The organism is Thermococcus sp. MAR1, assembly GCF_012027305.1.
GTDB lineage: Archaea > Methanobacteriota_B > Thermococci > Thermococcales > Thermococcaceae > Thermococcus.
Map to the genome: position 1 here is coordinate 341,906 of NZ_SNUF01000001.1, position 26,368 is coordinate 368,273.

At 54.8% G+C, this 26,368-nt stretch carries 26 protein-coding genes; 18 read left to right on the forward strand and 8 right to left on the reverse strand.

Annotated elements, in window-relative coordinates; genetic code table 11:
* Window positions 1-16: 16 nt before the first annotated feature.
* The 10 genes from E3E25_RS02025 (at window position 17) to E3E25_RS02070 (ending at window position 9,618) form a co-directional block, all read left to right on the forward strand.
* Complete coding sequence (locus E3E25_RS02025) at window positions 17-898, forward strand: MEMO1 family protein (RefSeq protein ID WP_167891614.1); 882 nt, start codon at window positions 17-19, stop codon at window positions 896-898.
* Between the two features lie 38 nt (window positions 899-936).
* Entirely contained in the window at window positions 937-1,311 is a 375-nt protein-coding gene (locus E3E25_RS02030) for a nucleotidyltransferase domain-containing protein (protein ID WP_167891615.1), read from the forward strand.
* Window positions 1,308-1,730, forward strand: coding sequence for a DUF86 domain-containing protein (locus tag E3E25_RS02035; RefSeq protein ID WP_167891616.1), 423 nt, complete (start codon window positions 1,308-1,310; stop codon window positions 1,728-1,730). Before E3E25_RS02030 ends, E3E25_RS02035 begins: the two co-directional genes overlap by 4 nt.
* Complete coding sequence (locus tag E3E25_RS02040; RefSeq protein ID WP_167891617.1) at window positions 1,727-2,731, forward strand: mevalonate kinase; 1,005 nt, start codon at window positions 1,727-1,729, stop codon at window positions 2,729-2,731. The genes E3E25_RS02035 and E3E25_RS02040 overlap by 4 nt, the downstream gene beginning before the upstream one ends.
* The gene (locus tag E3E25_RS02045; RefSeq protein ID WP_167891618.1) at window positions 2,728-3,519 is read left to right on the forward strand and encodes an isopentenyl phosphate kinase; all 792 of its coding nucleotides are present in this window, start codon (window positions 2,728-2,730) and stop codon (window positions 3,517-3,519) included. The genes E3E25_RS02040 and E3E25_RS02045 overlap by 4 nt, the downstream gene beginning before the upstream one ends.
* Before the next feature lie 54 nt (window positions 3,520-3,573).
* Window positions 3,574-4,320, forward strand: coding sequence for a hypothetical protein (locus E3E25_RS02050; protein WP_167891619.1), 747 nt, complete (start codon window positions 3,574-3,576; stop codon window positions 4,318-4,320).
* 32 nt (window positions 4,321-4,352) lie between these two features.
* Window positions 4,353-5,471 carry a type 2 isopentenyl-diphosphate Delta-isomerase gene (gene fni, locus E3E25_RS02055; protein WP_167891620.1) on the forward strand — a complete coding sequence of 373 codons (1,119 nt, stop codon included), beginning with the start codon at window positions 4,353-4,355 and terminating at the stop codon, window positions 5,469-5,471.
* A 118-nt stretch (window positions 5,472-5,589) separates the two neighbouring features.
* Window positions 5,590-6,912 (forward strand): RNase J family beta-CASP ribonuclease, encoded by a 1,323-nt coding sequence (locus tag E3E25_RS02060; RefSeq protein WP_167891621.1) that lies wholly within the window; start codon window positions 5,590-5,592, stop codon window positions 6,910-6,912.
* Between the two features lie 68 nt (window positions 6,913-6,980).
* Window positions 6,981-8,012, forward strand: a complete 1,032-nt coding sequence (locus E3E25_RS02065) for a polyprenyl synthetase family protein (RefSeq protein ID WP_167891622.1) — start codon at window positions 6,981-6,983, stop codon at window positions 8,010-8,012.
* 88 nt (window positions 8,013-8,100) lie between these two features.
* Window positions 8,101-9,618 carry an MFS transporter gene (locus E3E25_RS02070; RefSeq protein WP_370456635.1) on the forward strand — a complete coding sequence of 506 codons (1,518 nt, stop codon included), beginning with the start codon at window positions 8,101-8,103 and terminating at the stop codon, window positions 9,616-9,618.
* A 184-nt stretch (window positions 9,619-9,802) separates the two neighbouring features.
* Here E3E25_RS02070 and leuS read toward each other — a convergent pair whose 3' ends face one another.
* Window positions 9,803-12,703 (reverse strand): leucine--tRNA ligase, encoded by a 2,901-nt coding sequence (leuS, locus tag E3E25_RS02075; protein WP_167891623.1) that lies wholly within the window; start codon window positions 12,701-12,703, stop codon window positions 9,803-9,805.
* Window positions 12,704-12,963: 260 nt separating this feature from the next.
* Between leuS and E3E25_RS02080 the strand changes: the two genes are divergently transcribed.
* Together E3E25_RS02080 and E3E25_RS02085 are read left to right on the forward strand one after the other, a co-directional pair.
* Window positions 12,964-13,632 (forward strand): DUF257 family protein, encoded by a 669-nt coding sequence (locus E3E25_RS02080; RefSeq protein WP_167891624.1) that lies wholly within the window; start codon window positions 12,964-12,966, stop codon window positions 13,630-13,632.
* Window positions 13,633-13,683: 51 nt separating this feature from the next.
* A complete protein-coding gene (locus E3E25_RS02085) occupies window positions 13,684-15,255 on the forward strand; it encodes an amidohydrolase (protein WP_370456636.1) in 1,572 nt (523 codons plus the stop codon).
* Here the strand turns inward: E3E25_RS02085 and E3E25_RS02090 are convergent.
* Window positions 15,242-16,312 (reverse strand): Xaa-Pro peptidase family protein, encoded by a 1,071-nt coding sequence (locus E3E25_RS02090; RefSeq protein WP_167892602.1) that lies wholly within the window; start codon window positions 16,310-16,312, stop codon window positions 15,242-15,244. The two genes, E3E25_RS02085 and E3E25_RS02090, sit on opposite strands and share 14 nt — an antisense overlap.
* 124 nt (window positions 16,313-16,436) lie before the next feature.
* Between E3E25_RS02090 and E3E25_RS02095 the strand changes: the two genes are divergently transcribed.
* Complete coding sequence (locus E3E25_RS02095; RefSeq protein WP_167891625.1) at window positions 16,437-17,021, forward strand: 50S ribosomal protein L15e; 585 nt, start codon at window positions 16,437-16,439, stop codon at window positions 17,019-17,021.
* A 6-nt stretch (window positions 17,022-17,027) separates the two neighbouring features.
* Here the strand turns inward: E3E25_RS02095 and E3E25_RS02100 are convergent, their stop codons facing one another.
* Window positions 17,028-17,399: a type II toxin-antitoxin system VapC family toxin gene (locus E3E25_RS02100; RefSeq protein WP_167891626.1), complete on the reverse strand. Its 372-nt coding sequence runs from the start codon at window positions 17,397-17,399 to the stop codon at window positions 17,028-17,030.
* 1 nt (window position 17,400) lies between these two features.
* On the reverse strand, window positions 17,401-17,631 hold the full coding sequence (locus E3E25_RS02105; RefSeq protein ID WP_167891627.1) for an AbrB/MazE/SpoVT family DNA-binding domain-containing protein: 231 nt from the start codon (window positions 17,629-17,631) through the stop codon (window positions 17,401-17,403).
* Window positions 17,632-17,735: 104 nt separating this feature from the next.
* On the opposite strand from E3E25_RS02105, the gene E3E25_RS02110 reads away from it, so the two are divergent.
* Together E3E25_RS02110 and E3E25_RS02115 are read left to right on the forward strand one after the other, a co-directional pair.
* Window positions 17,736-18,191, forward strand: coding sequence for an RNA-binding protein (locus E3E25_RS02110; protein ID WP_167892603.1), 456 nt, complete (start codon window positions 17,736-17,738; stop codon window positions 18,189-18,191).
* A 32-nt stretch (window positions 18,192-18,223) separates the two neighbouring features.
* Entirely contained in the window at window positions 18,224-18,883 is a 660-nt protein-coding gene (locus E3E25_RS02115) for a Ribonuclease P protein component 3 (protein WP_167892604.1), read from the forward strand.
* 20 nt (window positions 18,884-18,903) lie between these two features.
* Here E3E25_RS02115 and E3E25_RS02120 read toward each other — a convergent pair whose 3' ends face one another.
* Both E3E25_RS02120 and E3E25_RS02125 read right to left on the reverse strand, forming a co-directional pair.
* Entirely contained in the window at window positions 18,904-20,229 is a 1,326-nt protein-coding gene (locus E3E25_RS02120; RefSeq protein WP_167891628.1) for a TrpB-like pyridoxal phosphate-dependent enzyme, read from the reverse strand.
* 269 nt (window positions 20,230-20,498) lie between these two features.
* Window positions 20,499-21,833: a hypothetical protein gene (locus tag E3E25_RS02125; RefSeq protein WP_167891629.1), complete on the reverse strand. Its 1,335-nt coding sequence runs from the start codon at window positions 21,831-21,833 to the stop codon at window positions 20,499-20,501.
* 116 nt (window positions 21,834-21,949) lie between these two features.
* Here E3E25_RS02125 and E3E25_RS02130 point away from each other — a divergent pair, with 116 nt between their 5' ends.
* Window positions 21,950-22,951, forward strand: a complete 1,002-nt coding sequence (locus E3E25_RS02130) for a TIGR00341 family protein (RefSeq protein WP_167891630.1) — start codon at window positions 21,950-21,952, stop codon at window positions 22,949-22,951.
* On the opposite strand, the gene E3E25_RS02135 is transcribed toward E3E25_RS02130, so the two are convergent.
* A complete protein-coding gene (locus E3E25_RS02135; RefSeq protein ID WP_167891631.1) occupies window positions 22,948-23,394 on the reverse strand; it encodes a hypothetical protein in 447 nt (148 codons plus the stop codon). The two genes, E3E25_RS02130 and E3E25_RS02135, sit on opposite strands and share 4 nt — an antisense overlap.
* 81 nt (window positions 23,395-23,475) lie before the next feature.
* Between E3E25_RS02135 and nikR the strand changes: the two genes are divergently transcribed.
* On the forward strand, window positions 23,476-23,892 hold the full coding sequence (gene nikR / locus E3E25_RS02140; protein ID WP_167891632.1) for a nickel-responsive transcriptional regulator NikR: 417 nt from the start codon (window positions 23,476-23,478) through the stop codon (window positions 23,890-23,892).
* Between the two features lie 22 nt (window positions 23,893-23,914).
* Window positions 23,915-24,325 (forward strand): amino acid permease, encoded by a 411-nt coding sequence (locus tag E3E25_RS02145; RefSeq protein ID WP_167891633.1) that lies wholly within the window; start codon window positions 23,915-23,917, stop codon window positions 24,323-24,325.
* Here the strand turns inward: E3E25_RS02145 and rqcH are convergent.
* Complete coding sequence (gene rqcH / locus E3E25_RS02150; RefSeq protein ID WP_167891634.1) at window positions 24,322-26,274, reverse strand: ribosome rescue protein RqcH; 1,953 nt, start codon at window positions 26,272-26,274, stop codon at window positions 24,322-24,324. The genes E3E25_RS02145 and rqcH overlap by 4 nt on opposite strands.
* Window positions 26,275-26,368 lie beyond the last annotated feature (94 nt).

Below are 26,368 nucleotides of genomic sequence, written 5' to 3' on the forward strand. Positions count from 1 at the left end.
CCTTGGGGGTGGGAGAATGGTTGAGGTAAGGTATCCCGCAGTTGCAGGCAGCTTCTATCCATCTGGGGATGCTCTCATCGAGATGCTTGAGGAGTTCTTGGGCGACCTCAGAGAGGAGGGGAGCGAGAGGGGGATAACCGCTGGAGTTGCACCCCACGCGGGCTACGTCTTCTCTGGCCACACCGCATCGAGGACATACAAGGCAATCTTTGAAGACGGTCTCCCTGAGACCTTCGTAATCCTCGGGCCGAACCATACCGGCCTCGGTTCACCGATAGCAATCTATCCTTCTGGAAAATGGCGCACACCGCTCGGTGACGTCGGGGTTGATTCCGAGATGGCAAAGGCAATAGCCAAGCTCTCGGGTATAGCGGATTTAGACGAGCTGGCCCACAAATACGAGCACTCGATAGAGGTTCAGCTTCCCTTCATCCAGTACCTGGCTGAAAAAGCTGGGAAGGAAGTCAAAATCGTGCCGATAGCCCTCGGCATTCAGGACGAGGAGGTCTCTGAAGACCTCGGAAAAGCTATCCTTGAAGCCTCTAAGGAGCTCGGCAGGGACGTCCTCGTTATTGCCAGCACGGACTTCATGCACTACGGAGCCATGTACGGCTACGTGCCCTTCAGAGCCAGAGCCGATGAGCTCCCGCACAGGATAAAGGAGTGGGACTTCAGGGTGATAAGGAGAATCCTCGACTTCGACGTTAGGGGTATGTTCAGGGAGCTCCGCGAGATGAACCACACCATGTGCGGTCCCGGTGCCGTCGGAACGGCGATAGTTTATTCCCGCCTTGCCGGAGCGCTTGAGGCGGAGCTGCTCCACTATACGACGAGCTTCGAGGTGAGCCGTTCAACCGATGCCATCGTGGGCTACGCGAGCATAGTCTTCAAACGCTGAACGAAAAGGCCATAAGGGATTTCTCCCATTCTTTACCCATGAAGATTGAGGACGCCGTCAAAAAAATCCTTGAGCTTGGAGGGGAGAGGGTAAAGTTCGTGATCCTCTTTGGTTCTTATGCGAGGGGTGAGGCTCGAAAGGACAGTGACGTAGACCTGTGCGTTTACTACGAGGGAAGCCCCGAAGATGCATTCAAATTCCGGATGCTTGTCCTCGGAAGCCTTCCCGAGAATTATGACGTCCAGATTTTCCAGCTCCTTCCGGTTTACCTCAAAAAGGAGTGCCTCCGGGGTAAGGTTCTCTTCTGCAGGGACGAGACTTTCCTCTACGACCTTGCCTATGAAACCCTCAAGGAGTGGGAGGACTTTAGGCGATACTACTACGACTACCTCGGGCTGGAGGCGATAGAATGAGGGTCGAGGTCATACGCTCCAAGATTGAAGAGATACTTGAGAGTCTCAGGCTGATAAAGGAGAACCTTCCCGACGATTTTGAAGATTTTGAGTCACTCGGAATAGTCAAAGACGGGATCTACAAGCGCGTTGAGTTTGCAATCCAGAACGTCATCGACATATGTGCGATAATAAACTCCGACCTGAGACTCACGATGCCGGAAAGGGAGGAGGACGTTTTTGAAAGCCTTGCGCGCGCCGGGATAATTCCTAAGGAGATGGTCCACAAGCTTAGGCTGATGAAGGGCTTTCGCAACATTCTCGTCCACAGATATGGGAGGATTAATGATAGACTGGCCTTTGAAGTCCTCCACGAGCATCTTAAAGACATTTACGAATTCATTGAGGTAATAGAGAATTTCTTGGAGGGTCAAAGATGAGGGTTCTGGCTTCAGCCCCCGCTAAAATTATCCTCTTCGGCGAACACAGCGTCGTCTACGGCAAGCCGGCTATTGCCGCGGCAATAGACCTCAGAACCTACGTCTGGGCGGAGTTCAACGATAGGGGTGCGATAAAGATAGAGGCCAAAGACATACGCGTTCCTGGATTGACGGTTTCCTTCTCGGAGGATGAGATTTACTTCGAGAGCGACTACGGCAAAGCGGCTGAAGTCCTCAGCTACGTCCGGCAGGCGATAGAGCTGGTGAGGGAGGAGGCCGATGCGAACGGGAAGGGCATAACGGTCTCGATAACGTCCCAGATTCCTGTTGGTGCCGGCCTCGGCTCCTCTGCTGCCGTTGCAGTTGCGACCATCGGGGCGGTCTCAAAACTGCTCGGCCTTGAGCTGACCAACGAGGAGATAGGAAAGCTGGGCCACAAAGTCGAGCTTCTCGTTCAAGGTGCCTCCAGCGGTATAGACCCAACGGTTTCGGCCATAGGTGGCTTCATCCACTACGAGAAGGGGAACTTCGAGCACCTGCCCTTCATGGAGTTGCCCATAGTCGTCGGCTACACGGGTTCGAGCGGCTCAACCAAGGAGCTCGTGGCTATGGTGAGAAGAACCTACGAGGAGATGCCGGAGGTTATAGAACCGGTGCTCGTTGCGATGGGCAAGATAGTCGAGAAAGCCCGGGAGGTAATAACCTCGGACCTCGATGACGAAATCCGCTTCGTCCAGCTGGGCAGGCTCATGAATATCAACCATGGCCTTCTGGATGCCCTCGGGGTCTCGACGAAAAAGCTCAGCGAGCTGGTCTATGCCGCGAGGGTTGCGGGGGCGATAGGGGCGAAGATAACCGGCGCCGGTGGCGGCGGCTGCATGTACGCCTTGGCCCCAGAGAACCAGAGCGAGGTGGCAACGGCCATAACCATAGCCGGCGGGGCGCCGATGATAACGAGGATAAGCCGCGAAGGGTTTCGCATAGAGGAGGTTCTGCCATGATAATCGTCAAGGTTGGGGGAAGCGTCTTCAGCGACAAGAAAGGTGAACCGGAGAACTTTGACCATGAAACTGTGGGAAACATAGCGAGGGAGATAGCGGGCTTTTACCCCCGCGAGGGCTTCATCATCGTCCACGGCGGCGGGAGCTTTGGCCACCATTACGCCAAGAAATACGGAATCAGAGAAGGCCTTCCGGAGGACTGGGATACCGCCAACTTCAGGAGGATAGGCTTCACCGAGACCCATCAGGCCATGCTCCGGGCAAACGCGAACTTTATCAAAGCCTTCATCCGCGAGGATCTGCCGGCATTTTCGGTCTCGACATCGTCCGTCTTCATAACCGAGAACGGTGAAGTTGTTTACGGTGACCTTGAGATAATCGAAAGGCTCCTTGAGCTCAGGTTCATTCCCGTTCTCTTCGGCGATGTCTCCATAGACCTCGCGAAGGGCATAGACATACTCTCCGGCGACCAGATCATCACCTACCTCGCCAAGATGCTCGGGCCGAAGAAGGTGGTTTTCCTCATGGACGTTGACGGCATCTACGACGGCAGGCCCGGCGAAGGGAGACTGATTCAGAACCTCTCGAAGGGAGATATAGACCCCCTCCTCGAAAGGCTCCACTGCACCTCAGCGGGAACCGACGTCACCGGGGGAATCTGCAACAAGCTGAGGGAGGCGAAAAAGATAGCGGAGCACTCGGAGGTCTGGTTCGTCAACGGGAAGGTTCCGGGAAGGCTGAGCGGGGCGATAAGGGGCGACGGCTTTGGGACGAGAATTAAAGGGTAACGCCCGCGAATCGTAAACTTTTTATTTTCATCCAGGTATTCGCCACGGGGATTCGTGATGGGTAGAAAGGCTCTCGCCGTTGTGCTTATCCTTGTGGTCTTCGGATGGGCGTTCCTCGGCATTGAAACGGCCGCCCACTATGGTCTTCTGGCGGGCTACGATGCTGGACCCAATGACCTCAAAATAACCACGAAAACTGTCACCGTGAACGGGACGAAGGTCTTCGTTCTGGAGTGGAGCCTGAGGAGAACTCCAGTCCAGCTTATCCGGAAGGGGAGAGATGCCGTCTTTCTTATGTACCCCATGCACATAACGGGGCCTATGGGAGGGCAGAGCTTTCTAAACGACCTGGACGAAAACGTGACCCTCACAGTAGGTTCTCAGCGGATTCCGCTCTCACTCTTGGCCTTTTACATGGATTACCTTCCGGTTTCAGGGTACCTGTCCTTTAAGCTCGTCCTCCGCTCCACGGAATATCCACTTCCCAAGAAAGCCACCTCCGGCAGAATCGAGATTCCGCTCGTTCCATTCAACGGCTCCAGGTGTTCGGAAATTCCGATAGTCTTTGCCTACTTCCACGACACCGGCGGAAAAAAGCTGGCCCCCGAGGAGGTTCAAATAAGGCTGAAACTTCATCCCGGCCCAGATTATCCCGCATTCGCCAACAGGAGCGTTGAGAGCATCCTCATAGTAAACAGCTCCGAACTCGTCCACAGGGCATTCTGGGGAGACCGCGGTGGATGGCTTAGGGTCGAGGTCTTCAACGTGACGCTGCCGTGCGGCTTCCCAAAAACCTCTTAACCTCCTGCTCCATTCTCTTCTCGGTGGTGTGAATGCAGGCGTTCGATAGGGAGGAACTCACGGTCATCAGGAAGTTTGAGCACATCGAGCACTGCCTGAAGAGAAACGTTCAGGCCCACGTTTCCAACGGTTTTGAGGATGTGCACTTCGTCCACATGAGCCTGCCGGAGGTAGACAAGGAGGAAATAGACCTAGGCGTCGAGTTCCTTGGGAGGAAGTTCGATTACCCCATTTTCATAGCCGGAATGACCGGCGGAACGAAAGGCTCCCAGCTCGCCGGAAAGATAAACAAGACTTTAGCGAAGGCCGCCCAGGAGCTGAACATCCCCATGGGCGTCGGCAGCCAGAGGGCGATGATAAGGAAGCCCGAGACATGGGAGAGCTACTACGTTCGCGACGTCGCTCCGGACGTCTTTCTCGTCGGCAACCTCGGGGCACCGCAGTTTGCCGAGACAATGCCTGACAGGTACGGCCTTGATGAGGCTTTAAAGGCCGTCGAGACGATCCAGGCGGACGCTCTGGCGATCCACATGAACCCCCTTCAGGAGAGCGTTCAGCCTGAGGGAGACACGCAGTACAGGGGTGTCCTGAAGGCCCTCGCCGAGCTGAAGGCCGAGTTCCCCTATCCGATTATAGCGAAGGAAACCGGTGCCGGCGTTTCGATGGAGGTTGCGATAAGGCTTGAGAGCATCGGTATAGACGCCATCGACGTCGGCGGCCTCGGTGGAACGAGCTGGAGCGCGGTCGAGTACTACCGCGCCAAGGATGAGATGGGCAGGAACCTCGCCTTGAAGTTCTGGGACTGGGGGATTAAGACTGCCATAAGCGTCGCCGAGGTCAGGTATTCAACCGAGCTGCCGATTATAGCCACAGGCGGAATGCGCGACGGGATAACTATGGCGAAGGCTTTAGCCATGGGTGCGACCTTCGCAGGTGTTGCGTTGCCTCTCCTCAGGCCGGCGGTGAAAGGCGACGTCGAAGGAGTCATCAAAGTCCTACAGCGCTACATCGAGGAGATAAGGAACGCCATGTTCCTCGTTGGAGCTAGAAACGTTGAGGAGCTCAGAAGGGTTCCTCTCGTGGTCACAGGATTCACGAGGGAGTGGCTTGAGCAGAGGATTGACCTGCGGGCCTACCTTAGGAGGCGGTGATTTTTATTCCTTCCTCCCAATTCTCAAAAATGCACACCTTTTTAAACCCCTGCCCACAACTAAGACCAACGCAGCCCCACGCCTCAGGAGAGGCCTGGGGGCGTAAGGAGGAATAGACATGATAAAAATCCACACAGTTAGCGGTTACGAGGAAGTCGGCAAGAACATGACCGCCGTCGAGTACAACGGGGAAGTCGTTATAATCGACATGGGGATAAGGCTCGACCGGGTTCTCATCCATGAGGACGTCAATATCCAGCAGTTCCCCACGAAGGAACTCCAAAAGCTCGGCGCAATTCCTGACGATTCTTCAATCAGAAACAAGAAGGTTGTCGCCATAACCTTCACCCACGGTCACCTCGACCACATAGGGGCGGTCGCCAAGCTCGCCCCCCACTACCCGGACGTCCCGATATACGGCACGCCCTACACGATAAAGCTCGCGAAGGGGGAAGTTAAAAGCGAGCAGTACTTTGAGGTCAAAAACCCCATGTACGAGACCGAATATGGCGAGATAGTCCAGGTGAGCGAGAACCTGGCGGTGGAGTTTGTCAGGATAACCCACTCAATCCCGCAGTCCGCGATGGTGGTTGTCCACACGCCTGAGGGCGCGGTCGTCCACACGGGCGACTTCAAGTTCGACAACAACAACCCCCTCGGGGAGAGGCCCGACTACAAACGCCTGAAGGAGCTCGGGAAGGAGGGCGTCAAGGTCCTCATAGCTGAATCAACCCGTGTCGCTGAACCAACCAAGACGCCGAGCGAGGCCGTTGCACAGATGCTCCTTGAGGACTTCTTCCTCTACGAGGGCATGGAGGCAGACGGGCTTATAGCTACGACCTTCGCCAGCCACATTTCTCGCCTTCAGGAGCTCATCTGGATAGCCAACAAGATGGGCAGGCAGGCCGTTCTGGTCGGCCGTTCGCTCGCCAAGTACACCGGGATAGCCAAGCAGCTCGGTCTCATTAAGATGAAGGGAGCGAAGGCCGTGAGGAGTCCAAACGCTGTCAGGAAGGTTCTCAAGGAGGTCTCTCAGGCAAGGGAGAACTATTTGCTGATAGTCACCGGGCACCAGGGAGAGCCCGGTGCAGTCCTTACGAGGATGGCCAATGGGGAACTCTACGACATCGGCAAGCGCGATACGGTTGTATTCTCCGCCGGAACTATACCCAACCCCCTCAACAGAGCCCAGCGCTACGTCCTTGAGACGAAACTCAAGATGAAGGGAGTCAGAATGATAAAAGACCTCCACGTCAGCGGCCACGCCAGCAGGGAAGACCACCGCTACCTCATCAGAATGCTGAACCCGGAGAACATAGTTCCAGCGCACGGTGAGTTCAGAATGCTGACCCACTACGCGGAGCTGGCCGAGGAGGAGGGCTACCTGATAGGCAGGGACGTCTTCGTGTCGAGGAACGGCTACAAGGTGGAGATTCCCTGAGGGCAAAACTGATAAAGAGTTGCCCTATTTTTCCTTTAGATTGCTTTCATTACTCACGGGGTGATATGATGGGGAAGTACGATGAGCTGTTCGCAAGGGTTAAAGCCAAAGCTAAGGACGTCGATAAAACAATATTTGACCTCATCCCGGAAAAGGAGCCGAGGGCCCTCTATGAGGCGTCAAGACACTATCCGCTCGCCGGTGGAAAGAGGGTTCGCCCTTTCGTGGTTCTCCGTGCCGCTGAAGCCGTCGGCGGCGACCCAAGAAAGGCCCTATATCCAGCAGCCGCCGTCGAGTTCATCCACAACTACTCCCTCGTTCACGACGACATAATGGACATGGACGAGCTGAGGCGCGGAAGGCCGACCGTCCACAAGCTCTGGGGCGTCAACATGGCCATCCTGGCTGGCGACTTGCTCTTCAGCAAGGCCTTTGAGGCGATAGCCAGGGCAGATGTGAGTCCGGAGAAGAAGGCTAAAATCCTTGACGTTCTGGTCAGGACATCCAACATGCTCTGCGAGGGCCAGGCCCTCGACATCGAGTTCGAGACCAGAAAGGAGGTTACCGTTGAGGAGTACCTCAAGATGATCAGCGGAAAGACCGGTGCCCTCTTCCAGGGTTCGGCCGAGATAGGCGCGATAGTTGGGACCGATAACGGAGAGTACATCAAAGCCCTCGCCAAGTGGGGAATGAACGTCGGAATAGCCTTCCAGATATGGGACGACGTACTGGATTTGATTGCCGATGAGGAGAAGCTTGGAAAACCCGTGGGAAGTGACATACGTAAGGGTAAGAAGACGCTGATAGTGGGGCACTTCTTCAGCAAAGCCAGCGAGGAAGACAAGGCCGAGTTCCTTAAGGTCTTTGGCAAATACGCCGGCGATGCCAAGGGCGATGCGCTGATACACGACGAGCAGGTTAAGGAGGAAGTTGCTAAAGCTATCGAGCTTCTCAAAAAGTACGGCAGCATCGATTACGCCGCAGAATACGCCAAGAACCTGGTTAAGGAGGCCAACGAAGCTTTGAAAGTCCTCCCAGAGAGCGAGGCGAGGAATGACCTTGAACTCCTCGCCGAGTTCCTCGTGGAGAGGGAGTTCTGATTTCTGGCTTTTCTTTGCTTCCCCTACTACTGGATCCCATGCAAAATCTTATAACATCGCTCCCCGAAATGGTTCTCTGGTGGATTAAGTGGGACAGTCCAAGTGGGGAATCCTTGCCATAACGAGCGCTGCCCTCTTCATAATGTTTATCGACACAACGATGATGAACGTCTCCATAAGCGCCCTTGTGAAGGATTTGGACACCACCGTGACCGGTGTCCAGGGGGCGGTAACCCTGTACAACCTCGTGATGGCGGCGTTCATGCTTACTGGAGCAAAGCTCGCCGACATCTGGGGGACTAAAAGGGTCTTCTTCAGGGGGCTGGTTATATATACTATTGGAACGCTGATGGCCGCTTTCGCTCCCAACCTTCCGGTTCTCCTCCTGGGCTGGTCAATCCTCGAAGGCATCGGCGCATCGATGATGACCCCTGCAACCGTCACTTACATCACCAAGGGCTACACCGGAAAGGACAGGGCATTCGCCTTCGGCGTCTGGGGTGGCGTCGGCGGAGCGGCTGCAGCCTTTGGCCCCATAATGGGTGGTTTCTTTACGACGTACTTCACCTGGCGCCTCGGCTTCTTTATGGAGGCCTTTATAGCGGGGGGTATATTCGCCTACATGAAGATACTCCCGGATTACCGGCCCGATAGGAAGATAGAACTCGACCTCGCTGGGGCTTTTCTCGTCGGCATCGGCCTGTTCCTGCTCACCCTATCGGTTCTTATAATGGACCCCCTCTCCAACCCGCCGGTTCTGTTCCTCATGGTTCTCGGCCTCTTCGTTCTGGCTGTTTTCTGGCGCTACGAGGCAAAGCGTCGGGAGTTCGGGAGAGATGTTCTCATCAACGTGGATATATTCAGGTCAAGGGCCTTCACACTTGCAAACATCGTCAGCCTCTTCTTCCAGGTGAGTTTGGGTGGCATAATGTTCATTATACCGATCTTTGCTCAGGGGTACCTCGGCTACAATGCCCTCCAGACGGGCTTCGTGGTTCTTCCCCTGTCAATTATGATGTTCATCTTCTCCCTCAGCGGTGGGAGGTTTTTGAGGTATCTGACGCCCAAGAGGATAATCCAGCTTGGAATAGCCCTCACCTTCCTCGGTCTGTACCTTGTCCTCAGGGTATTAAAGCCGGGAATAACTGGCTCTGACTTTGCCCTCGGTTTTGCACTCTACGGCATGGGATTCGGACTGATATTCTCCCAGATAACCAACCTGGCCATGAATGGGGTCCAATCCGAGGAGCAGGCTGAGGCATCAGGCATCTTCAACGCCCAGAAACAGTTTGGCATCTCCCTGGGAACTGCCTTCATAGGTGCTGTCCTCATCCTTGGTGTTATCAGGAGCCTGACCCGGCAGATTTACGAGTCCGGCCTGTTCGAGGGGAGCAGAGAAGAGATAAGAGAGGCAGTGATTCAGTGGGTTATCCGAATGCGACAGGGGGAGCTTCTCATCCCTCCAGAGTACCACGATGAGGTCGTTAAGCTCTTAAACACTTCCTTTATAGACTCGATGAAACTCGCCGTGATGTTCATAATGGGAATTCTTTTTGTAAGCGTTCTGCTCTCGTTCCTGTTGCCTGAAGGTGAGAAGATAGACTAACCTTCCGCGACCAGCCGGCCGACTGGCGGGTGCTCCGCCCCTTTCTTCCATTTCTCATAGGTCCTACCCACTGCTCAGAAGTTCAGCGCGCTTTCTCTCGTCTTTTATTCACTCCACGTATTCGTGGGGATGTAGGCTGGGTTGCTACTTCCAGGGATAAAGGGAAATAAGCGGAGGATACTTCTCACTCCACAAACACCGCCGGCTTCAGCGGCATCGCGGCCTTCTTCTTTCCTCCTTTGTCTTTCTCCGGGTTGATGATTATCTCGATGCCAAGTTCTTTCTCTATGAACTCCTTCGCCTCTCTCAGGGCCTTCTCCTCGTTGATGCGCTTGACGTCGAAGGCTCTCTCCTTTATAAGGCGCTGTATCAGCTTGCTTATCTCCTTGCCGTGCTTCCTCATCTCTGGGTCTTTCATCAGCTCGGCCATAGCGCTCTTGAAGTCCCTCTTCTCCGCGACGACTTCCACAACGCGCCACTTCCACTCCGGGGCGGTGTAGATGTATGCCCTCCTGGCGTCCTCTATCTTTGCCACGCGGATTATCTCCTTGATGTCCTCGATTAAGCTTTTTACGAACTCCTCCTCGGCCTCGATTGTCTCGTTCCACCACTCTGGAACCGGCTCCGGCCACTTCGCCAGGCTGACGAAGCCCTCTCCGCCCAGCTTCTCCCAGAGCTCCTCGCTGATGTGCGGGGTGAACGGAGCCATGAGCCTGACCCATACATCCGCCAGCGTTCTCAGCACGTAGCGCTTTGCCTCGTCGTCCCTGCCCTCGGTTCTCCTCATGTACCAGCGCAGGTCGTTGAGGACGCTGTAAAACGCCCACTGCACGGCCGTTCTCGTCCTGAACTCCTCCAGGGCCTTGGTGGCTCCCTCGATGGCCTTGTTCAGGCGGTGCAGCATCCACCTGTCGATGTCCTTGAGCGTGGTCTCTTTAGCCTCATAGGTGGCGAACTCACTTATCAGCTCGTAGAAGCGCTCGACCTGCCTGCGGAGCTTTCCGACCTCCTTCCTGCGCCAGTCGAAGTCGCTGTCGTGCTCGGCCAAACCCATTATGTAGAGCCTCACCACATCGGCACCGTTCTCCTCGATGGCATCTATGAAGTTCAGCACGTTGCCCTTGCTCTTGCTCATCTTCGTTCCTTCGAGCGTTCCGAAGCCGTTGACGGCGATGCCCCTCGGCCAGTGCTCCTTTCTGAATATGGCCGTGTGGTTGAAGATGAAGAACGTTAGGTGGTTCGGTATGAGGTCTTTCGCCGAGCAGCGCCAGTCGAGCGGGTACCAGTACTCGAACTCCTCCTTCATCTCGTGGATAACCTCAGCAGGGATTCCGGTCTTCCCCTCAAGTTCTCTCTCCTTCTCTTCGCTGAACTCTTCCAGGAACAGGTAGTCGAAGAACTCCCTCGTGAGCTTCTCGGGGTCGAGTTTGCCCTCTTCGCGAAGCCTGTTCATGTGCCTGCTTATTGTGTAGTACGCCATGTAGATGGTCGAATCGCTCAGGCTCTCGATGACCCAGTCCGGGTCCCACGGGAGCGGGGTTCCCAATCCAACTTTCCTCGCGCAGGCCTTCTTGTCGAGCCAGTCTATCACCGCCTCGAACTGGGCCCTTCTGCTCTCGGGGTATATTGTCATCTCCGCCAGAGCTTCCCTGGCCTTTTCCTTCCACTCGGGGTTTCCGTAGTCGATGAACCACTGGTCGTGGATTATCTTGATGACCGCCTGGTTGCCGAAGCGCGAGATGACCGGTTTTTCCGCGAACTCGTACATTATCTCGGCGATGCCCTTCTCCTGGAGCTCCTTCGCTATCAGGTCCTTCGCCTCCTGGACGGACTTGCCGGCGTAGGGCTCTATCTTGAAGACTCCCTTGTGATACTCGGCCTTGTAGATGTTCTTGGTGGCCTCTTCGAGCTTCTCAACGTCCTTCTGGCTCTTCACGCCGAGCCTCTCTGCCTCTTCAACCGCCGGAAAGTCGCCGTAGCCCTCAAGCTTTATCAGAGAGATGTAGCTTATCTCCTCGACCACGCGCGGGTCGACCTCGTACTTCAGCAGGATTTCGGTCTCCTTCTTGAGGTCTTCAATTGCTACATGGTCGAAGGGGGCATGGGCGGGAACGCTCATGACAACGCCGGTAGCGTTGTCCGGATCAACGAACTCCGCCGGCAGGATTATGACCTCGTCGCCGGTGACAGGGTTCCTTACGTATTTGCCTATCAACCTCTCACCCTTGAACTCCTCGATGACCTCGATCTCCCTGTCCTGGAAGGAAAGCTTATATGCCGCTTCCTTGCTGATTATCCAGGTCTCCACCTTCTCGCCGCGCTTGACCTTTGCCTTGACGTAGGTCGCCTCGGGGTTCAGCCACATGTTGGTTACTCCGTAGACCGTCTCCGGCCTCAGCGTCGCGGCCGGCATGTAGACTTCCTCACCATTCTCCTCCAGGATGAACTTGATGATGACGTACTCGAGAATCTGAACGTCTTCCCCTTCCATTATGTCGTGGTCTCCCAGGGGAGTTCCGACGACCGGATCCCACCTCACGCGGTGAGCGCCCTTGACGACCAGTCCCTTATCCTTGAGCGTCCAGAACTGCCACTCTATGAACTTGCTGAACGGGGGAAAGAGGCTCGTCGTGTGGAACTCGCGCGTCCAGTCAACGGAGAAGCCAGCCCGGATAAAGGTCTCCTTCGCGGCCCTCATGAAGTAGTTGACGATTTCCTTCGGGTCCTCGAACTTCCAGAGTATCTCCTCCGGAACCTTGTAGACGTCGCGGTAGATGTGTATAGTCTTCGGGTCGCGGTTCTTTATGCGCTCTGCGATTCCAACAATCGGCGCCCCCGTTATGTGCCATGCCATCGGAAAGAGCACGTTGTAGCCCTGCATGCGCTTGAAACGCGCTATGACGTCGGGAATCGTGTATGTCCTCGCGTGGCCGACGTGAAGGTGCCCCGAGAGGTACGGGAAGGCGACCGTGATGTAGAACTTTTTCTCCTTGGGTTTTTCATTCGCTTTCGGCTCGAAGGCCTTCTCCTCCAGCCAGCGCTTCTGCCACTTCTCCTCAATGGCCTTGAAGTTAAGCTCAGCCATGGCTATACCTCCTCAGAATTTTTTCAAAAAAGCGTGAGCGATACTCCAGAATAGGGGGGTTATCTGGGAAATCAGGCACGGTTGCGATTCCAGCGATGGAGAAGACACTCCCCCCTCATTGGCATCGGAGCGAGTAGGATTCCTGATATTTAAATCTTTTGCTGGGTTCGGGTGGTTCTCTCCGTTCAATTTTGGTGTCTTCCGAACCAAAGTTGTTATATATCTTGGGTTCGTTTGGTTAAGTTGGTGGGGTGATCGCTGTGGGAAAGCTCGGTGAGGTGTTCCAGTTCCTGGATTCCATCGGATTTGGGGAAACCGTGCTCGTTGAGTACACTTCACCCAACTATACCCTGGACTTCATGGTGCTCCTTCTAAAACGCTACGCCGATGACAGGGGTCATCCGTTCGTCGTCGATGATCATCTGGACACCCTCCACGTTATTAACGAGCACCTCAGGTTCTTTGGGGTGAGAGGGGTTTTCGATGATGCCGTCGTCCTGAAGACCGGGGGAATAATCAACGTTGGAAAGGTTGTGGACAGGGTGAAGATGGAGAGCGAGGCTTCCATCTACCTGCGTCAGTATGAGGAGGCTAGTGCCAGAGTGTTCTCCAATCTTAGCGACTCAATAAATGTGGTCATCGGGCTGGAAAAGCTCTTCGCTTTCGTTAAGGACTACCGCAACTTCTACGAGATAATCTCCAGCATAGACCGGTTCCTCGGAAACCGGAAGAGAAAAGCGTTTTATCTGCTCGACAGGAACATCTGCGAGAGGATTCCCCTCAATCCCCTGCCCGAGCTGGAGAAGATCGCGAGCACCTTTCTGGACGTCAAGCTTGACGGTAACAGGCTGATAGGCAGGATATGCAAGTCCCCGGACATAAGGATGATGGGATGGGAGATAGAGGTTTCGGTTGAGGACATACTCTGATACTTCGAAACCCTTTTCTTTCGTTTTTGCCATCTCTAGTCGGTGATGTGCTTGAAACGTGCTTTTATAAACGGGAACGTCTACGTTTCATTCCGTCCCGTCAAGCGCGTCGAGGCGTTTTTAGTCGTGGGCGGGAGGGTAGCAATGCTCGGGAGCACGGAGGAAATCCTCAAAGCTGCCGAAGTTCTGAACGCTGAGATAATAGACCTCGACGGAGGAACGGTTCTACCGGCCTTCATAGACTCCCACATGCATCTCGACGAACTCGGGGAGTACCTCAACATGCTCGATTTAAGGGGAGTGAGGAGCATCGAGGAGCTTAAGAGAAAACTTAGAGACTTCGCAAAGAAAAAGGACGGTTGGCTCCGTGGCCACGGATGGGATCAGGAGCTCTTCAAGGAGAACAGATGGCCGACGAGGCATGATCTGGATGAGGTTGTGAGTGACAGGCCAGTAATGCTCTCCAGGGTGTGCCTTCATGCGGCTGTCTTGAACACTAAGGCCCTTGAGGAGACTGGGCTGATTGATTGGGATTCCGAGGACGTTCTCAGGGACGAGAACGGGGAACCTACTGGGATCGTGAAGGAAGAGGCCTTCAGTTTTGCCGTCAGAAAGTTCGATGAGAGGGTTGGAGAGGACGAGTACAGGGGATACCTGCTCAGGGCTTCGGAATACGTGCTCTCCAAGGGGATAACCACTGTGGGCTTCGTGAGCGTTGGCGAGAGGGCTCTAAAAGTTCTTGGTTACCTTGATGCCGAAGGTCAGCTGAGGCTCAGGGTGAAAGTCTACCTTAAACCGGAGGAGAACCTGGATGTCCTCGAAGTTCTCAAAAAGCTTGGAATAAGGCGCGGTTTCGGTGGCAGGCGGCTAAAAATAGGTGGTATAAAGGTTCTAGCCGACGGTTCCCTCGGCGCGAGAACTGCATGGCTCTCAAGTCCGTACAACGATGCCGAAACGAGGGGCTATCCAAATGTAGGGAAGGAGTGGCTTGAGGGGGTGGCGTGGGAAACCCACGAAATGGGCCTCCAGCTTGCGGTCCATTCTATAGGTGATGCGACGATGGACATGGTTCTCGACGTTTACGAAGCACTCGGGGACGTCGAAAGGGCGGGCCACCGGATAGAGCACGCATCGCTCATGAGGCCGGATCAAATAGAACGGGCCAAACGCCTCGGTGTCAGACTCGCCCTCCAGCCCCACTTCGTGATAACCGATTGGTGGGTTCTTGAGCGGGTTGGGAAGGAGCGTTCAAAGTGGGTCTATCCCTTCAAGAGCATTTCCAAGGCTGGTATCCCATTCGGGTTAAGCACGGACTCTCCTGTGGAGCCACTGGACCCTTGGGAGACCGTGTATGCTGCAGTAACCCGTGGAAAGTACGAGGGGATTCCACTGGCAGACCTCACCCCGGACGAAGCCCTAACGCTTGAAGAGGCACTCCACGCATACACAGCAGGTTCCGCCGGAGTTCTAATGGAAGAGGATCTGGGAAGCCTTGAGGAGGGCAAGCTCGCGGACTTCATAATAGTCAGCGATGATCCGTTCGAGGTGGATGAAAAGGAACTGAGGGGGATAAAGGTTCTTGAAACGTACATCGAGGGGGAGAGGGTCTTTAAAGCCGGATGAGCTCCCTCTCCGCTCTCGTCAGCCTTTTTCCTCTTCCCTCGTGGACAACGACGTCGTCCTCTATGCGAACCCCTCCGAGGCCGGGGATGTATATTCCCGGCTCCACCGTGAAGGTCATGCCGTTTTCAAGAACCACGTTTCCGTCCGGGCCTATGTAGGGCTCTTCGTGAACGTCCAAACCAAGGCCGTGTCCCGTCCGGTGGGTGAAGTAGTCGCCATAGCCGGCATTCTCTATGGCCTCTCTTGCCGCTCTGTCAACCTCTTTAGCCTCAACTCCCTCACGGACAGCCCTGTAAGCTCTCTCCTGTGCCTCCTTGACGACCTCGTAAATCTCCACGAGCTTCTCGTTAGGTCTGCCTAGGGCTATGGTTCGGGTTATGTCCGAGCAGTAGCCTTTCCACCTCGCCCCGTAGTCGAGTATCACCATGTCGCCCTTTCTGAGCCTCCTATCACCTGGCTCGTGATGTGGGTTGGCCCCGTTCTCTCCGCTCGCCACTATCGGCTGGAATGAGATCCCGTCGCTGAGCTCCCTGATGGCGAGCTCTATCTTCAGAACCAGCTCCCGCTCGCGCATTCCAAGCAAATCCCAGCTCAGAATCTCCTCGAAAACCCTGTCTGCTACCTTTGCCGCATGTCCCATCATCTCTATCTCGTGCTTATCCTTCCTCATGCGGAGCTCCCTCACGAGCGAGCTGAGCGGGTAGAACTCGAAGGGACCGAGCTTTATGACGTTCATCAGCCAGTCGGCGCGCATCGTGTCTTCTATGAGGAGCTTGCCTTTGGAAAGGTGAAACTCCGCCAGGATCCAGGCGAGCTTGTCGTAGGGGTTCTCCCCATCGCGCCAGAAGGTAACCGGAAAGTTCCTGACCACGTTTTCGTAAAGGCTCGGCGCTAGGAGCCTGTAGTCGCCGTCGGCGCTTACGACCAAAACCGTGAGCCTCTCACCAGCTTCGTGTACGCTCAGCCCCGTGAGGTAGTAGAGGTTCGTTCCGGGGCTTATTAGAGCACCGTCGAAGTTGTTCTCCCTCATTAGAGATACGAGTCTTTGAAGGCGCATCGGTTTCACCGTATTAACTACTCCGCAAGGCTTAAAAACTCAACCTCGAACCTCGACCGACTAGGCGGGCCAAGCCCGCGGGATGTTCCCGGGAGGGAGAACCACAAGCTAAGGAGGGAGCAAGATGGGAATGTACAAGTACATTAGGGAAGCCTGGAAGAGCCCCAAGAAGAGCTACGTCGGGGAGCTTCTCAAGGTCAGAATGATAAAGTGGCGCCGTGAGCCGGTCGTCGTTAGGATTGAGAGGCCGACCAGGCTCGACCGCGCTAGGAGCCTCGGCTATCAGGCCAAGCAGGGCTACGTGATGGTTAGAGTCAGAGTCAGGAAGGGCGGAAGGAAGAGGCCCAGGTGGAAGGGCGGAAGGAAGCCGAGCAAGATGGGTATGGTTAAATACTCCCCGAAGAAGAGCCTCCAGTGGATAGCCGAGGAGAAGGCGGCCAGAAAGTTCCCCAACCTTGAGGTCCTCAACAGCTACTGGGTCGGCGAGGACGGAATGTACAGGTGGTTCGAGGTTATAATGGTCGACCCGCACCACCCGGTCATCAAGGCTGACCCCAAGATCAACTGGATATCCGGCAAGGCCCACAAGGGTAGGGTCTTCCGCGGACTCACTTCAGCAGGCAGGAAGAGCAGGGGACTTAGGAACAAGGGCAAAGGGGCTGAAAAGGTCAGGCCCAGCATAAGGGCCAACAAGGGCAAGGGCAAGTGATGCCCTCTATTCTTCTTCCAGACTTTCGAGCTTTATCCTTTTGATTCCTACCTCCTCAAAGGCTTTGTCTGAGCTTATTATTGTCCCCTCACATTTTGCCGCGTGAACAGCATCGAAGGGATTGAGTCTGTGCTCCTTCATGTAGTATGCCGCCCGGAGGTAGTCCTCGTTTTCTTCCCCTATTACCGCCATGACCGCTGCCAAAAGTCTAACAGGGTCAAGGTTGAACTTCTTTGAGAGTATCAGTAGCTCAAGAAACGTTGCTTCTGAAGTTGTTATCTCGTCCATGTATCTTTCGTAGATTTTCCTGGCGTTTTCCTTAAGCCAGTCGGAGGGCTTTAAAAGGGCTAGAAAAAAGTCGGTGTCAGCGTAGACCATTTCACTCACCTGCGAGCTTTTCGGCCTCTTTTAGGATTTCCACCCTGATTTCCTTAATCGGGATGTCCGGAAGGTTTTTTCCAAGCTCTTCAAGCTCCTTTAAGGGGTCTTCTGGCTTGGGAACTATGAGTATGCCATCATCCACCCTGACGAGGTAAACCTCTTTTGGGAGATTCTTCCTCAGCTCCTTGGGAAGGTACAGTCTTCCCTTTGGGTCCACTTTTGCCAGCATATTCCCACCATAGTTAGTTTAATGGGATTTTATTTAAGTTTTTCCCAAACGGTAGTTGCGGTTACCTTTTAAAGCACCGGCCCCAATTTTCCCCGGTGAGGGCAATGGGGAAGATAAGGGCGCACCATGTCAGGATTACCACTTTCATCCAGGCAACGGAAGACGAGGACAAGGTTCTTGAAGCTATTGGGACTTTCATCCCCGAGGATATAGACGACGAGGACATAATCTTTGACATAGACGAGACCACGGGTTTCTTTGGCAACCCCATCAAGGTCGTCAACGTGGAGATAAAGCGGAGCAGGGCGGTTAGAAAGTTCATCGACCACTTCAAGGAACTGCTGAGCGAGGAGGACAAACGCTACATCATCGACAACCTTGACGAGAAGGTTGACGAGGAGGGAACGCTCTACGTGAGGTTCAACAAGCAGAAGGCCTACCTCGGTGATGTCGAGGTGGATGAAGGCGGCGATACTATTCAGGTCAGGATAAAGGTCAAGGCCTTTCCCATGAGGAAGGAAGCGGTAGTTAAAGCCGTAAGGGAGTGGCTGGAGGAATGATGCCGGAGAGTGGAGGAAAACCCGAAGCCGAAATGGAGGGAGCTCCCTTCTCCCGCGACTACTTCGTAGAGATGGATGTGAGGAGTGAAGATGCCCACGCTCTGGCCAGTGAGTGGTTCGATGAGGTGGTCTTCACCAAAAAGCTCGTCCTAGAAAGTTCCCCCGACTGGGGAAAGCTCAAGGATGAGATTAAAGAGCTTCGCGAAAGATACGGAAGGGTGGCTCTCCTGATAGTCACAAAAAAGCCCAGCCTCATCCGCGAGGTGAAGAACCGCAATTTAAAGGTCCTCCTCTACGTTCAGGGCGGGGACATGAGGGTAAACCGCGCCGTCCTTGAGGCCGGCGTTGATGCACTCATAAGCCCGTGGCTGGGGAGGAAGGATCCGGGCTTTGACCACATCCTGGCGAGGATAGCGGCCAGGAGGAATGTCGCGATAGGATTCTCTCTGGCACCGCTGCTTGGGGCGAACCCCTACGAGAGGGTACAGATACTCCGCTTTATGGCCAAGACATGGCAGCTCGTTGACAAGTATTCGGTCCCGAGATTCATCACGAGTTCGGCCGAGACTAAATGGCACGTCCGCTCTCCAAGGGATTTGATGGGCCTCGGAATAAACATCGGTATGGAAATTCCAAAGGCCAGAGCCAGCCTGAACTTCTATCCGAGAAGGATCCTGTCAAGGTTAAAGTAAAAGTTAAAGGTGGGGAAGGCTCATTCTTCCATGGCAGGGAACTGCTTGGGCTCGTAGTCCTCAAGCTTCCCATCGAGGTAGTCCTCGTAGCCCTTGAGGTCAAGCAGGCCGTGTCCGCTCAGGTTGAAGAGAATGACCTCTTCCCTGCCCTCTTCCTTTGCCTTCAGCGCCCTGTCAATGACGCCCTTGACGGCGTGGGCGCTCTCCGGTGCTGGAATTATGCCTTCGGTCTTCGCGAACAGCTCCGCTGCTTGGAAGACCTCGTTCTGGTGATAAGCCACCGGTTTTACAATGCCGTGGTTTATGAGTATGCTCAGCGTTGGGGCTAAACCGTGGTAGCGAAGTCCACCGGCGTGGATCGGCGGGACGTAGTAGGTGTGCCCTAAAGTGTGCATCTTCATCTTCGGCGTGTATCCCCCTGAATCGCCGAAGTCGTATTTATAGACCCCTCTCGTCATGCTCGGTGCGGCCTTCGGTTCAACGGCTATGAACTCGTAGTCCGCTTTTCCGTCGAGGACGTCCTTCACGAAGGGGTAAGCCAAACCCGCGAAGTTGCTCCCGCCGCCGACGCAGCCGATTATAACGTCCGGCTCCTCGAACTCCTTCATCTGCTCCCTGGCTTCCAAACCGATGACCGTCTGATGCATGAGAACGTGGTTTAAGACACTTCCAAGGGCGTAGCGTGCCTTCTCATCGCGGAGAACGTCCTCGATGGCCTCGCTTATCGCTATCCCCAGTCCGCCGGGGTGGTTGGGGTCTTCCGCCAGGAACTTCCTGCCTATTTCGGTTCTGTTGCTCGGGCTTGGATAAATCTCGGCCCCGTAGAGGTGCATTATCGTCTTCCTGTAGGGCTTTTGCTGGTAGCTCGCCCTCGCCATGTAAACCCTTATCTTCAGCCCCATAAGCGCCCCGGCCAGGCTCAAAGCTGTCCCCCACTGTCCGGCTCCAGTTTCAGTTATAAGCTTCTCTATTCCCTGTTCCTTCGCGTAGTACGCCTGGGCCAGGGCGGTGTTTATCTTGTGGCTACCAGTTACTGTTGCACCCTCGTACTTGAAGTAAATCCTCGCCGGCGTTCCAAGGGCCTTTTCCAGGTTGGTCGCGCGGAAGAGCGGCGTAGGGCGGCCAATCTTGGCGTACAGCTCGCGGACTTTCCTGGGAATCTCAACGTACCTTTCGGTGCTCATCTCCTGCTTTACGAGTTCTTCTGCGAAAATCCTCAACAGTTTCTCCGGCTCCATCGGCTCCTCTGTCTCTGGATCGAGGGGAGGCGCCAGCTCCTCCGGCAGGTCGGACAGTATGTTGTACCACCTCTTTGGTATTCTCGAATCCGGCAGAACGGCTTTCATTCTAACACCTCCTTTAGTCCTTTCAAGAAACGTCCCAAAGATGAGGGAATAACGAGCGCAATGGCTAACCCAGAGCGGAACATCTCGGTCGTGAGGTGGGGGCTTAGTCCTCTAAAACCTCCAAAAACGAGCCCCCCTATAATTCAGACCAAAAACGATCCCGCCCTTGAGTCGTTGGACTAACCAGAAGATTCAGAGGGACCTCAGAGACGCCAAAAACAATCACTCCTGGTAATCATGGCGCATCGACCTATGGAGGCCAAACCCCCTTAAGTTCTTTTTGGTTGTTTTATTGACGATAAAACAACGCTCACGCTTTTAGCATCTCCCTCAATCGCCACGGTGACAAAGTATCCTCCCCGCCCGATGCAGATTGACGTCGTATTTCCCCCGGTGTCGAGCAGGTAGCGGGCGTAGTTGCACTGCCATTGAGTGCCGTAAACGAGAACCGTCACGCTCAGGTTTTCGCCCACTAACTTCTCCCCCGCAAGGGCCCAGGGGTTTTGTTCCTGGGCTGGTTTCAGGGCAAAGCTCCCGTTGAGCGCAGACACCACGAGGTTGAGCAGCTCTTTCGGCGTCTTCCCTTCAGCTTTCCGGCCGTTCTTCATCCCGCAGGGCGAAACCTTCTCCGCGGTTCTTTCAACGTCTTCCGTTTTCCCGCTCAGCACGAGGATTTCTTTGCCTTTAATAGCTAGATAGTGTGATTTCTCCCCCCTCGTCCAGAGGGACCACCTGCAGTCCCCGGTTTTTCCCTCCATCCGCTTGACGTATCCAGTTCCTTTGAGCTCGATGCAGATGGCATCGTAGGTGTTCCTTACCCACTCCTCGGGCCATTCCACCGGAGTGAACCTCCCGATTTTAACGCCTTCCTTTGAACTCCAGTTGAAGCGGTACCTCTCAAAGATGGGCGGTTCGCTAACGTTCCAGAGATAGTCGTCGTGCCAGCGAAGTGCGAACCCCTTAACGCCCCTGCACGGACCACGTGCTGAAATAACTGCGAGACCCCCACCGAGAACCCTGGTTTCCATCAGGTAGATACACTCGCTTCCTTTGACGAACAGGGCATCTTTTATGGTGTGGGAGTACGTTCCGTAGTTCTCCACGAGCTTGATGTAGTCTCTGGATTCGAGGCGTTCTGTGGCCTCGCGGTAGGCTTTATCCGCCTTCTCCCGTGGTTCATATAGGGTTACAAAGCCGCCGAGGAGGGGCAGTTCAACACTGACTGATTTCCATGCGACACCGCTGACGCGAACCGTCGAGTACGCAACTATCTCGTTGCAGGAATAGGAGAGCTCTCCCTCGCTTAGAGGCCATATATCCCCTTCCTTTTCCCAACAGCCCGTGGCGAAGTGGAGGCCGAAATAGATGTTGGGGCCGGAGACCGGAGGGGGTTGGAAGAGGAACATCAGGATGAGCGATGCCGCCAGAAACGGTGCCAGCTGGAGGGGCCTTTTGCTGTAGTAGTCCCTGAAAACCGCCGGAGGTATGATGACCGCGGAGATAAAGAGGAGGACTCCGAGGAAGTGGTTGAGCTGGAGAAGTATCCACGCGAGGAAAGAGAGCAACGCCGAGATGGCGGTGGAGACAGCCAGTTTGCCCGCCATGTTCCTCCATAACCTCTACGTCGTGGAGGGTTATAAGGTTTGCAATTGTTTCAAATTATATTGAAGCGTTTCCGGAAGGGTTATTAGAGTGGGTGCCGTAGGGTCTTTGATGTCCCATGCTCCGGCTGGAAATCTACTGCGACGAGGGCGAGGGTGAAAAAGTTAATGGGGTTCTGACCAAGTGGAGCCTCCAGTTCTACGCCGAGGAAGTGCAGAGCAACGGGCACCGGGCGCTCAAATTCACCGTCCTCGTGCCGGATTTCGTGATTAACGACGTCGTCGATGAACTGATGAAGGCCGTTGACCTGCGGAAGGGGCACTCCTCGATAACTTGGGCGCCCGTCAGCGGGAAGTCCGTGAAGTACGCAAACTCGGTAAAGTCTCTTAAAAGGTTCAAGCGCCGCTGGAGTCTCGCTGCCATAGAGGGCCTCATCGAGAACGCCAACAACCAGGCACGGGTCGACCCGATTCAGCTCACCCTTGGTGCCGTTGCCTCGATCATAGCGCTCTTCGGTTTGATAAACGACAGCATAGTGATGATAATCTCGGCCATGCTCCTCTCACCGATCCTCGGCCCGCTCTACGGTTTCTCCCTTAACATCGTCATGGGCAAGGGGAGGGATGCCCTCGATGCCGTTTCCTCAATCTTAAAGCTTCTCGGCGTCATATTCCTCTCGGCTCTCCTTGCCTCCCTGGCCCTCAGGTTTGCAGGCTCAATGCCCCCAGAACCAACCCATGAGATATTCATCCGCGGCGACTCTGGACTGGTGTACATCCTCCTCGCGATAATCCTCGGCTACGCGGGAATAGTTGCCATAGTTAGCAGAATCCCGGAGATTCTGGCCGGCGTCTCGATCGCCGCTGCCCTCGTTCCGCCGACAACTGTCGTAGGGATATCCCTCGCGATGGGCTGGTGGGGAGTTTTTAGGGGCTCTCTTGTCCTCACCGTTGAGAACGTTCTCGGTCTTCTCAGCGGTTCCCTTCTCGGCCTCTACATCCTCAACGTCTCTCCACGGAGCTACTATGAAAAGAGGGCCGCGAAGCTATACACGAAGAGGACTGTGCTGGTACTGGCGGTCATGCTCGCCGCTCTCGTCTTTGTGGAGCTTCTCGGCTAGGCGACCTCGGTCTGTTCGTAGATAGGCCTTCCCTTCCTGTGCTTGACCAGGAGACCGTAGAAGAACTCCTTCATGTCCGGACCCATCTCGTCGTCGAGGAGCAGGTCGGCCCGTCCTTTGTATTCCTTCTCTGCCTTCGTGATAAGGAGGGCTATCTGGGGCGTGAGGTGTTCCAAGAGAGCCCTGACGAGTTCAGGATATACCTCTTCCTCCAGTTCCTCGTCCGATTCGATGCCGAGGTAAACAACAAAGCCCTTCATATGAACCGCAAGAACGAACTCGTCCTCGCTGAGCTCAAAGAAGGAGAAGTTGTAACTCTTGGAGTCGGTTCTGGCAAGAAGGACACCCCTTATTGAAAGGGTCACCGGCTCCTCGTCTATCTCGAACACGAGGTCTTTGGCGAGCTCCCTGGTCGCTATGGCGTACAGCTCCTCGATTGGCATGGGGCTATCTTTTCCCGGGGGAATAAAAGGCTTTCGCGTCACGTTTTTAACGATGACGTCCAAAGAGATTACGGTGGTGTCATGAAGATCACTCGCTTCGGTGTATCGGTTCCGGATGAATTGCTCGAAAAGTTCGACCGTATAATCGAGGAGAAGGGCTACGTCAACAGGAGCGAGGCAATAAGGGACATGATGAGGGACTTCATAGTCAGATACGAGTGGGAGGAGGGAGACAGGGACGTTGCCGGTACAATCACGATAGTTTACAACCACGACGAGGCCGACGTCGTGAAGGAGCTCCTCGACCTTCAGCATGACTACGTTGACGAGATAGTCTCGAGCCTCCACGTCCACATGGATGAGCACAACTGCCTCGAGGTCGTCGTGGTCAAAGGAAAAGCGAGCAGAATAAAGGAGATAGCAGAGAGGCTGATAAGCCTGAAGGGGGTAAAGCACGGAAAGCTCGTGATGACAACCACCGGGAGGGAGTTAGTTTGATAAAATTTGAGAGGTGGCGGAGGTGAGGCTCTTTTCCTTCCTCTCATCCCTGCTGGTCGTGCTCTCCTTTGCCCTGCCGTGGTTCCGCTTTGACGGTGGAGAGATAACATTCATTGGCATCCTACGTGAAGTCCTGAACATCCCGGGTGGGTTCAAGGGAGCATTCTGGTGGCTCAACCCCAACAGCACCGCAGGAATGTTCACCTTCATAGCGTTCTTCGCCGGAGTATTCATGATCCTCGTTGCGGTGCTCTTTGGAGTCCTGGGCGGCAGGCTCGGGCCCGGAATCGGTACTGTCGGGATGTTTGTCTTCACCGTGGTCTCATGGTACGTCTATGGCTCCGGCTACTTCGGAATCCTGGCGGAGGGTTACGTTGTAGCCCTGCTCAGCTTTGTGATAGGTTTCGTAGTCGCGGGCGGCGAAAAGCTCTAACCAACGACCTCGGCTATCTCTCCGTTCCCAGGCGGAAGGACTGCCATAATGTCCTCTTCCCTTACCTTGTAGCCCCACTTTTCGAGGATGCGCTTTATCCTCTTCACCAGCTCGCTCTTCTTGAGTGAGCCGGGACGGATTACGATGTGCCTCTCCGTGTGGGCCTTTATGGCCTCGATGGGTGCACAGACGACGAAATCCTCGCCTTCGTAATTTATCACACCCACCGCCAGCTTGAGCGGAAGCCCGTGGAGCCAGTTCCTTTTTCCATAGACCATGAAGGCCCCCTTGCCCAGGTACTCGCCGCTGGGAGTCTGCTTTGTGACCTGGTTCGGATAGGCCCAGTAGGCGTCCTCGCTGTAAACACCTCTGCTCCACGCCTTGCTCATCGAAACAGCAAACTGACAGGCCTCAAAGATGGTCTTTTCTCCCGCCTTCTGACCGTCCTTGATGACGACGTGCGGAGCACCATAAACGTCGGCGTGGCAGTAGAGGTCGTTCTCGCTCATGTGCCTCTTTATGAGAATCTCGTTGGTGCCGGCGTCTTTACCGGCCAGAACAAGAAACCCCTCGCTTGAAACGAACCAGCGGAACTTCTCGAACCACTTCTTCTTTCTCCGCTCTATGCGCTTGACGTTCAGCTCCTTCTTGAGCTCCTCCTCGATGAGCCCCTCTATCTCGTCCAGCTTCCTCTTTGTGTCCTCGTAGGCCTTTAAGGCGCCCTCGTACTTGTGCCTGAACTTCTTGGCCTTCTCGTAGTAGAGCTCGGCGTTCTCGCCTATGCTCCTGTTGAGGTAGAGCTTTACCTTCTTTCCCTCAAGCTCTATTGTCACCGCTTTTTCCTTCGGGTCTATGGATTTAATCATGAGCGCTATTTTGTTGCCGACCTTCCTGCTCTCCTCGATGCGCTTCTTAAACTCCCCCCAGCCGAGCTTCTCGGTTGCCTTCCTGAATTCTTCCAAAAGCCTTTCGATGAGGGAATAGTTCGCGTAGATCAGGTCCCCGATCTCCTGGTTGGTCTTCGCCCCCTCCTCGAAGCCCTTCAGCATCTCCTCCTGCTTCCTGAGCGTGGCCAAAAGGGCCCTCTTCTTCGCTTCGAGCCTCTTCGTCTGCTCGACCCTCGCCTTCTCAAGGGTTATCTTCCCAAAGTACTCGTCGAGGGCCTCGCTGAAGGTGGTAAAATAGCGCTTCTCGAGCCCCTCGTAGATCCTCAGCTCGATTGGAACGACATCATGCAGATTCCCGTCCTTGTAAACGATGTTCGGCTTCGGTTCGTCGTTGAAGGTGCCTATCATCGCCTCGTATACTTTCAGCAGGTCGTCGTCGCTCAGCTCTTTAACCGGCGTCGTCTTGTCGAAGCCGGTCCGTATGGAGATTTCCTCCGCGTACATGCCGCCCATGTTGAGCTTCCTCGCCAAAGCGCGCACGAGCTCGAGTTCTTCCTCCTCGCGCATCAGCTCGATGAACCTCTCTCTCGTTACCTCCAGCGGGTTCTCCCTCGCCGGCGGAAACCTGTATTCAGCCTTCGGCATTATTCTTCTGTCCTTGTACTCCTCGTAGCGTAACGCCGCAACGATTTTGTTCTCCCCGTCAACGAGTATGACGTTTCCCCTCCTGAATAGCTCACCGATGAGGGTGTAGTCCCCAACGCGGATCTTAACTATTCTGTCGAAGCCGTGCTGCTCTATTTCATCGATGAACCCACCGCTGAGGTGCTTCCTGAGGAGCATGGTGAAGCTCGACGGGCTTTTGGGAGCTTCCTTCACGTACGTCGTCACGTGGAAGCGTTTCCCGGCCTGGAGGATTAAATCCCGCCTTCCCTCCTTTGTCCTGAGCTTTATTCTAATCTCGTCGCCGTCGTGGTAAATCTTGTCAACGCGAGAACCGACCAGCCACTGAAGCTCCCTCACTATGTAGCGGATATCAACGCTGCTCATCTCTTCCTTCATCCTCTCACCCGTTCCGGGTTGTCTCTTCCCCTTTAAACTCCTTCGCTGTCCTGAGATGTGCACGGGCTCAACCCTGTTCCGGATAAGGTTAAAT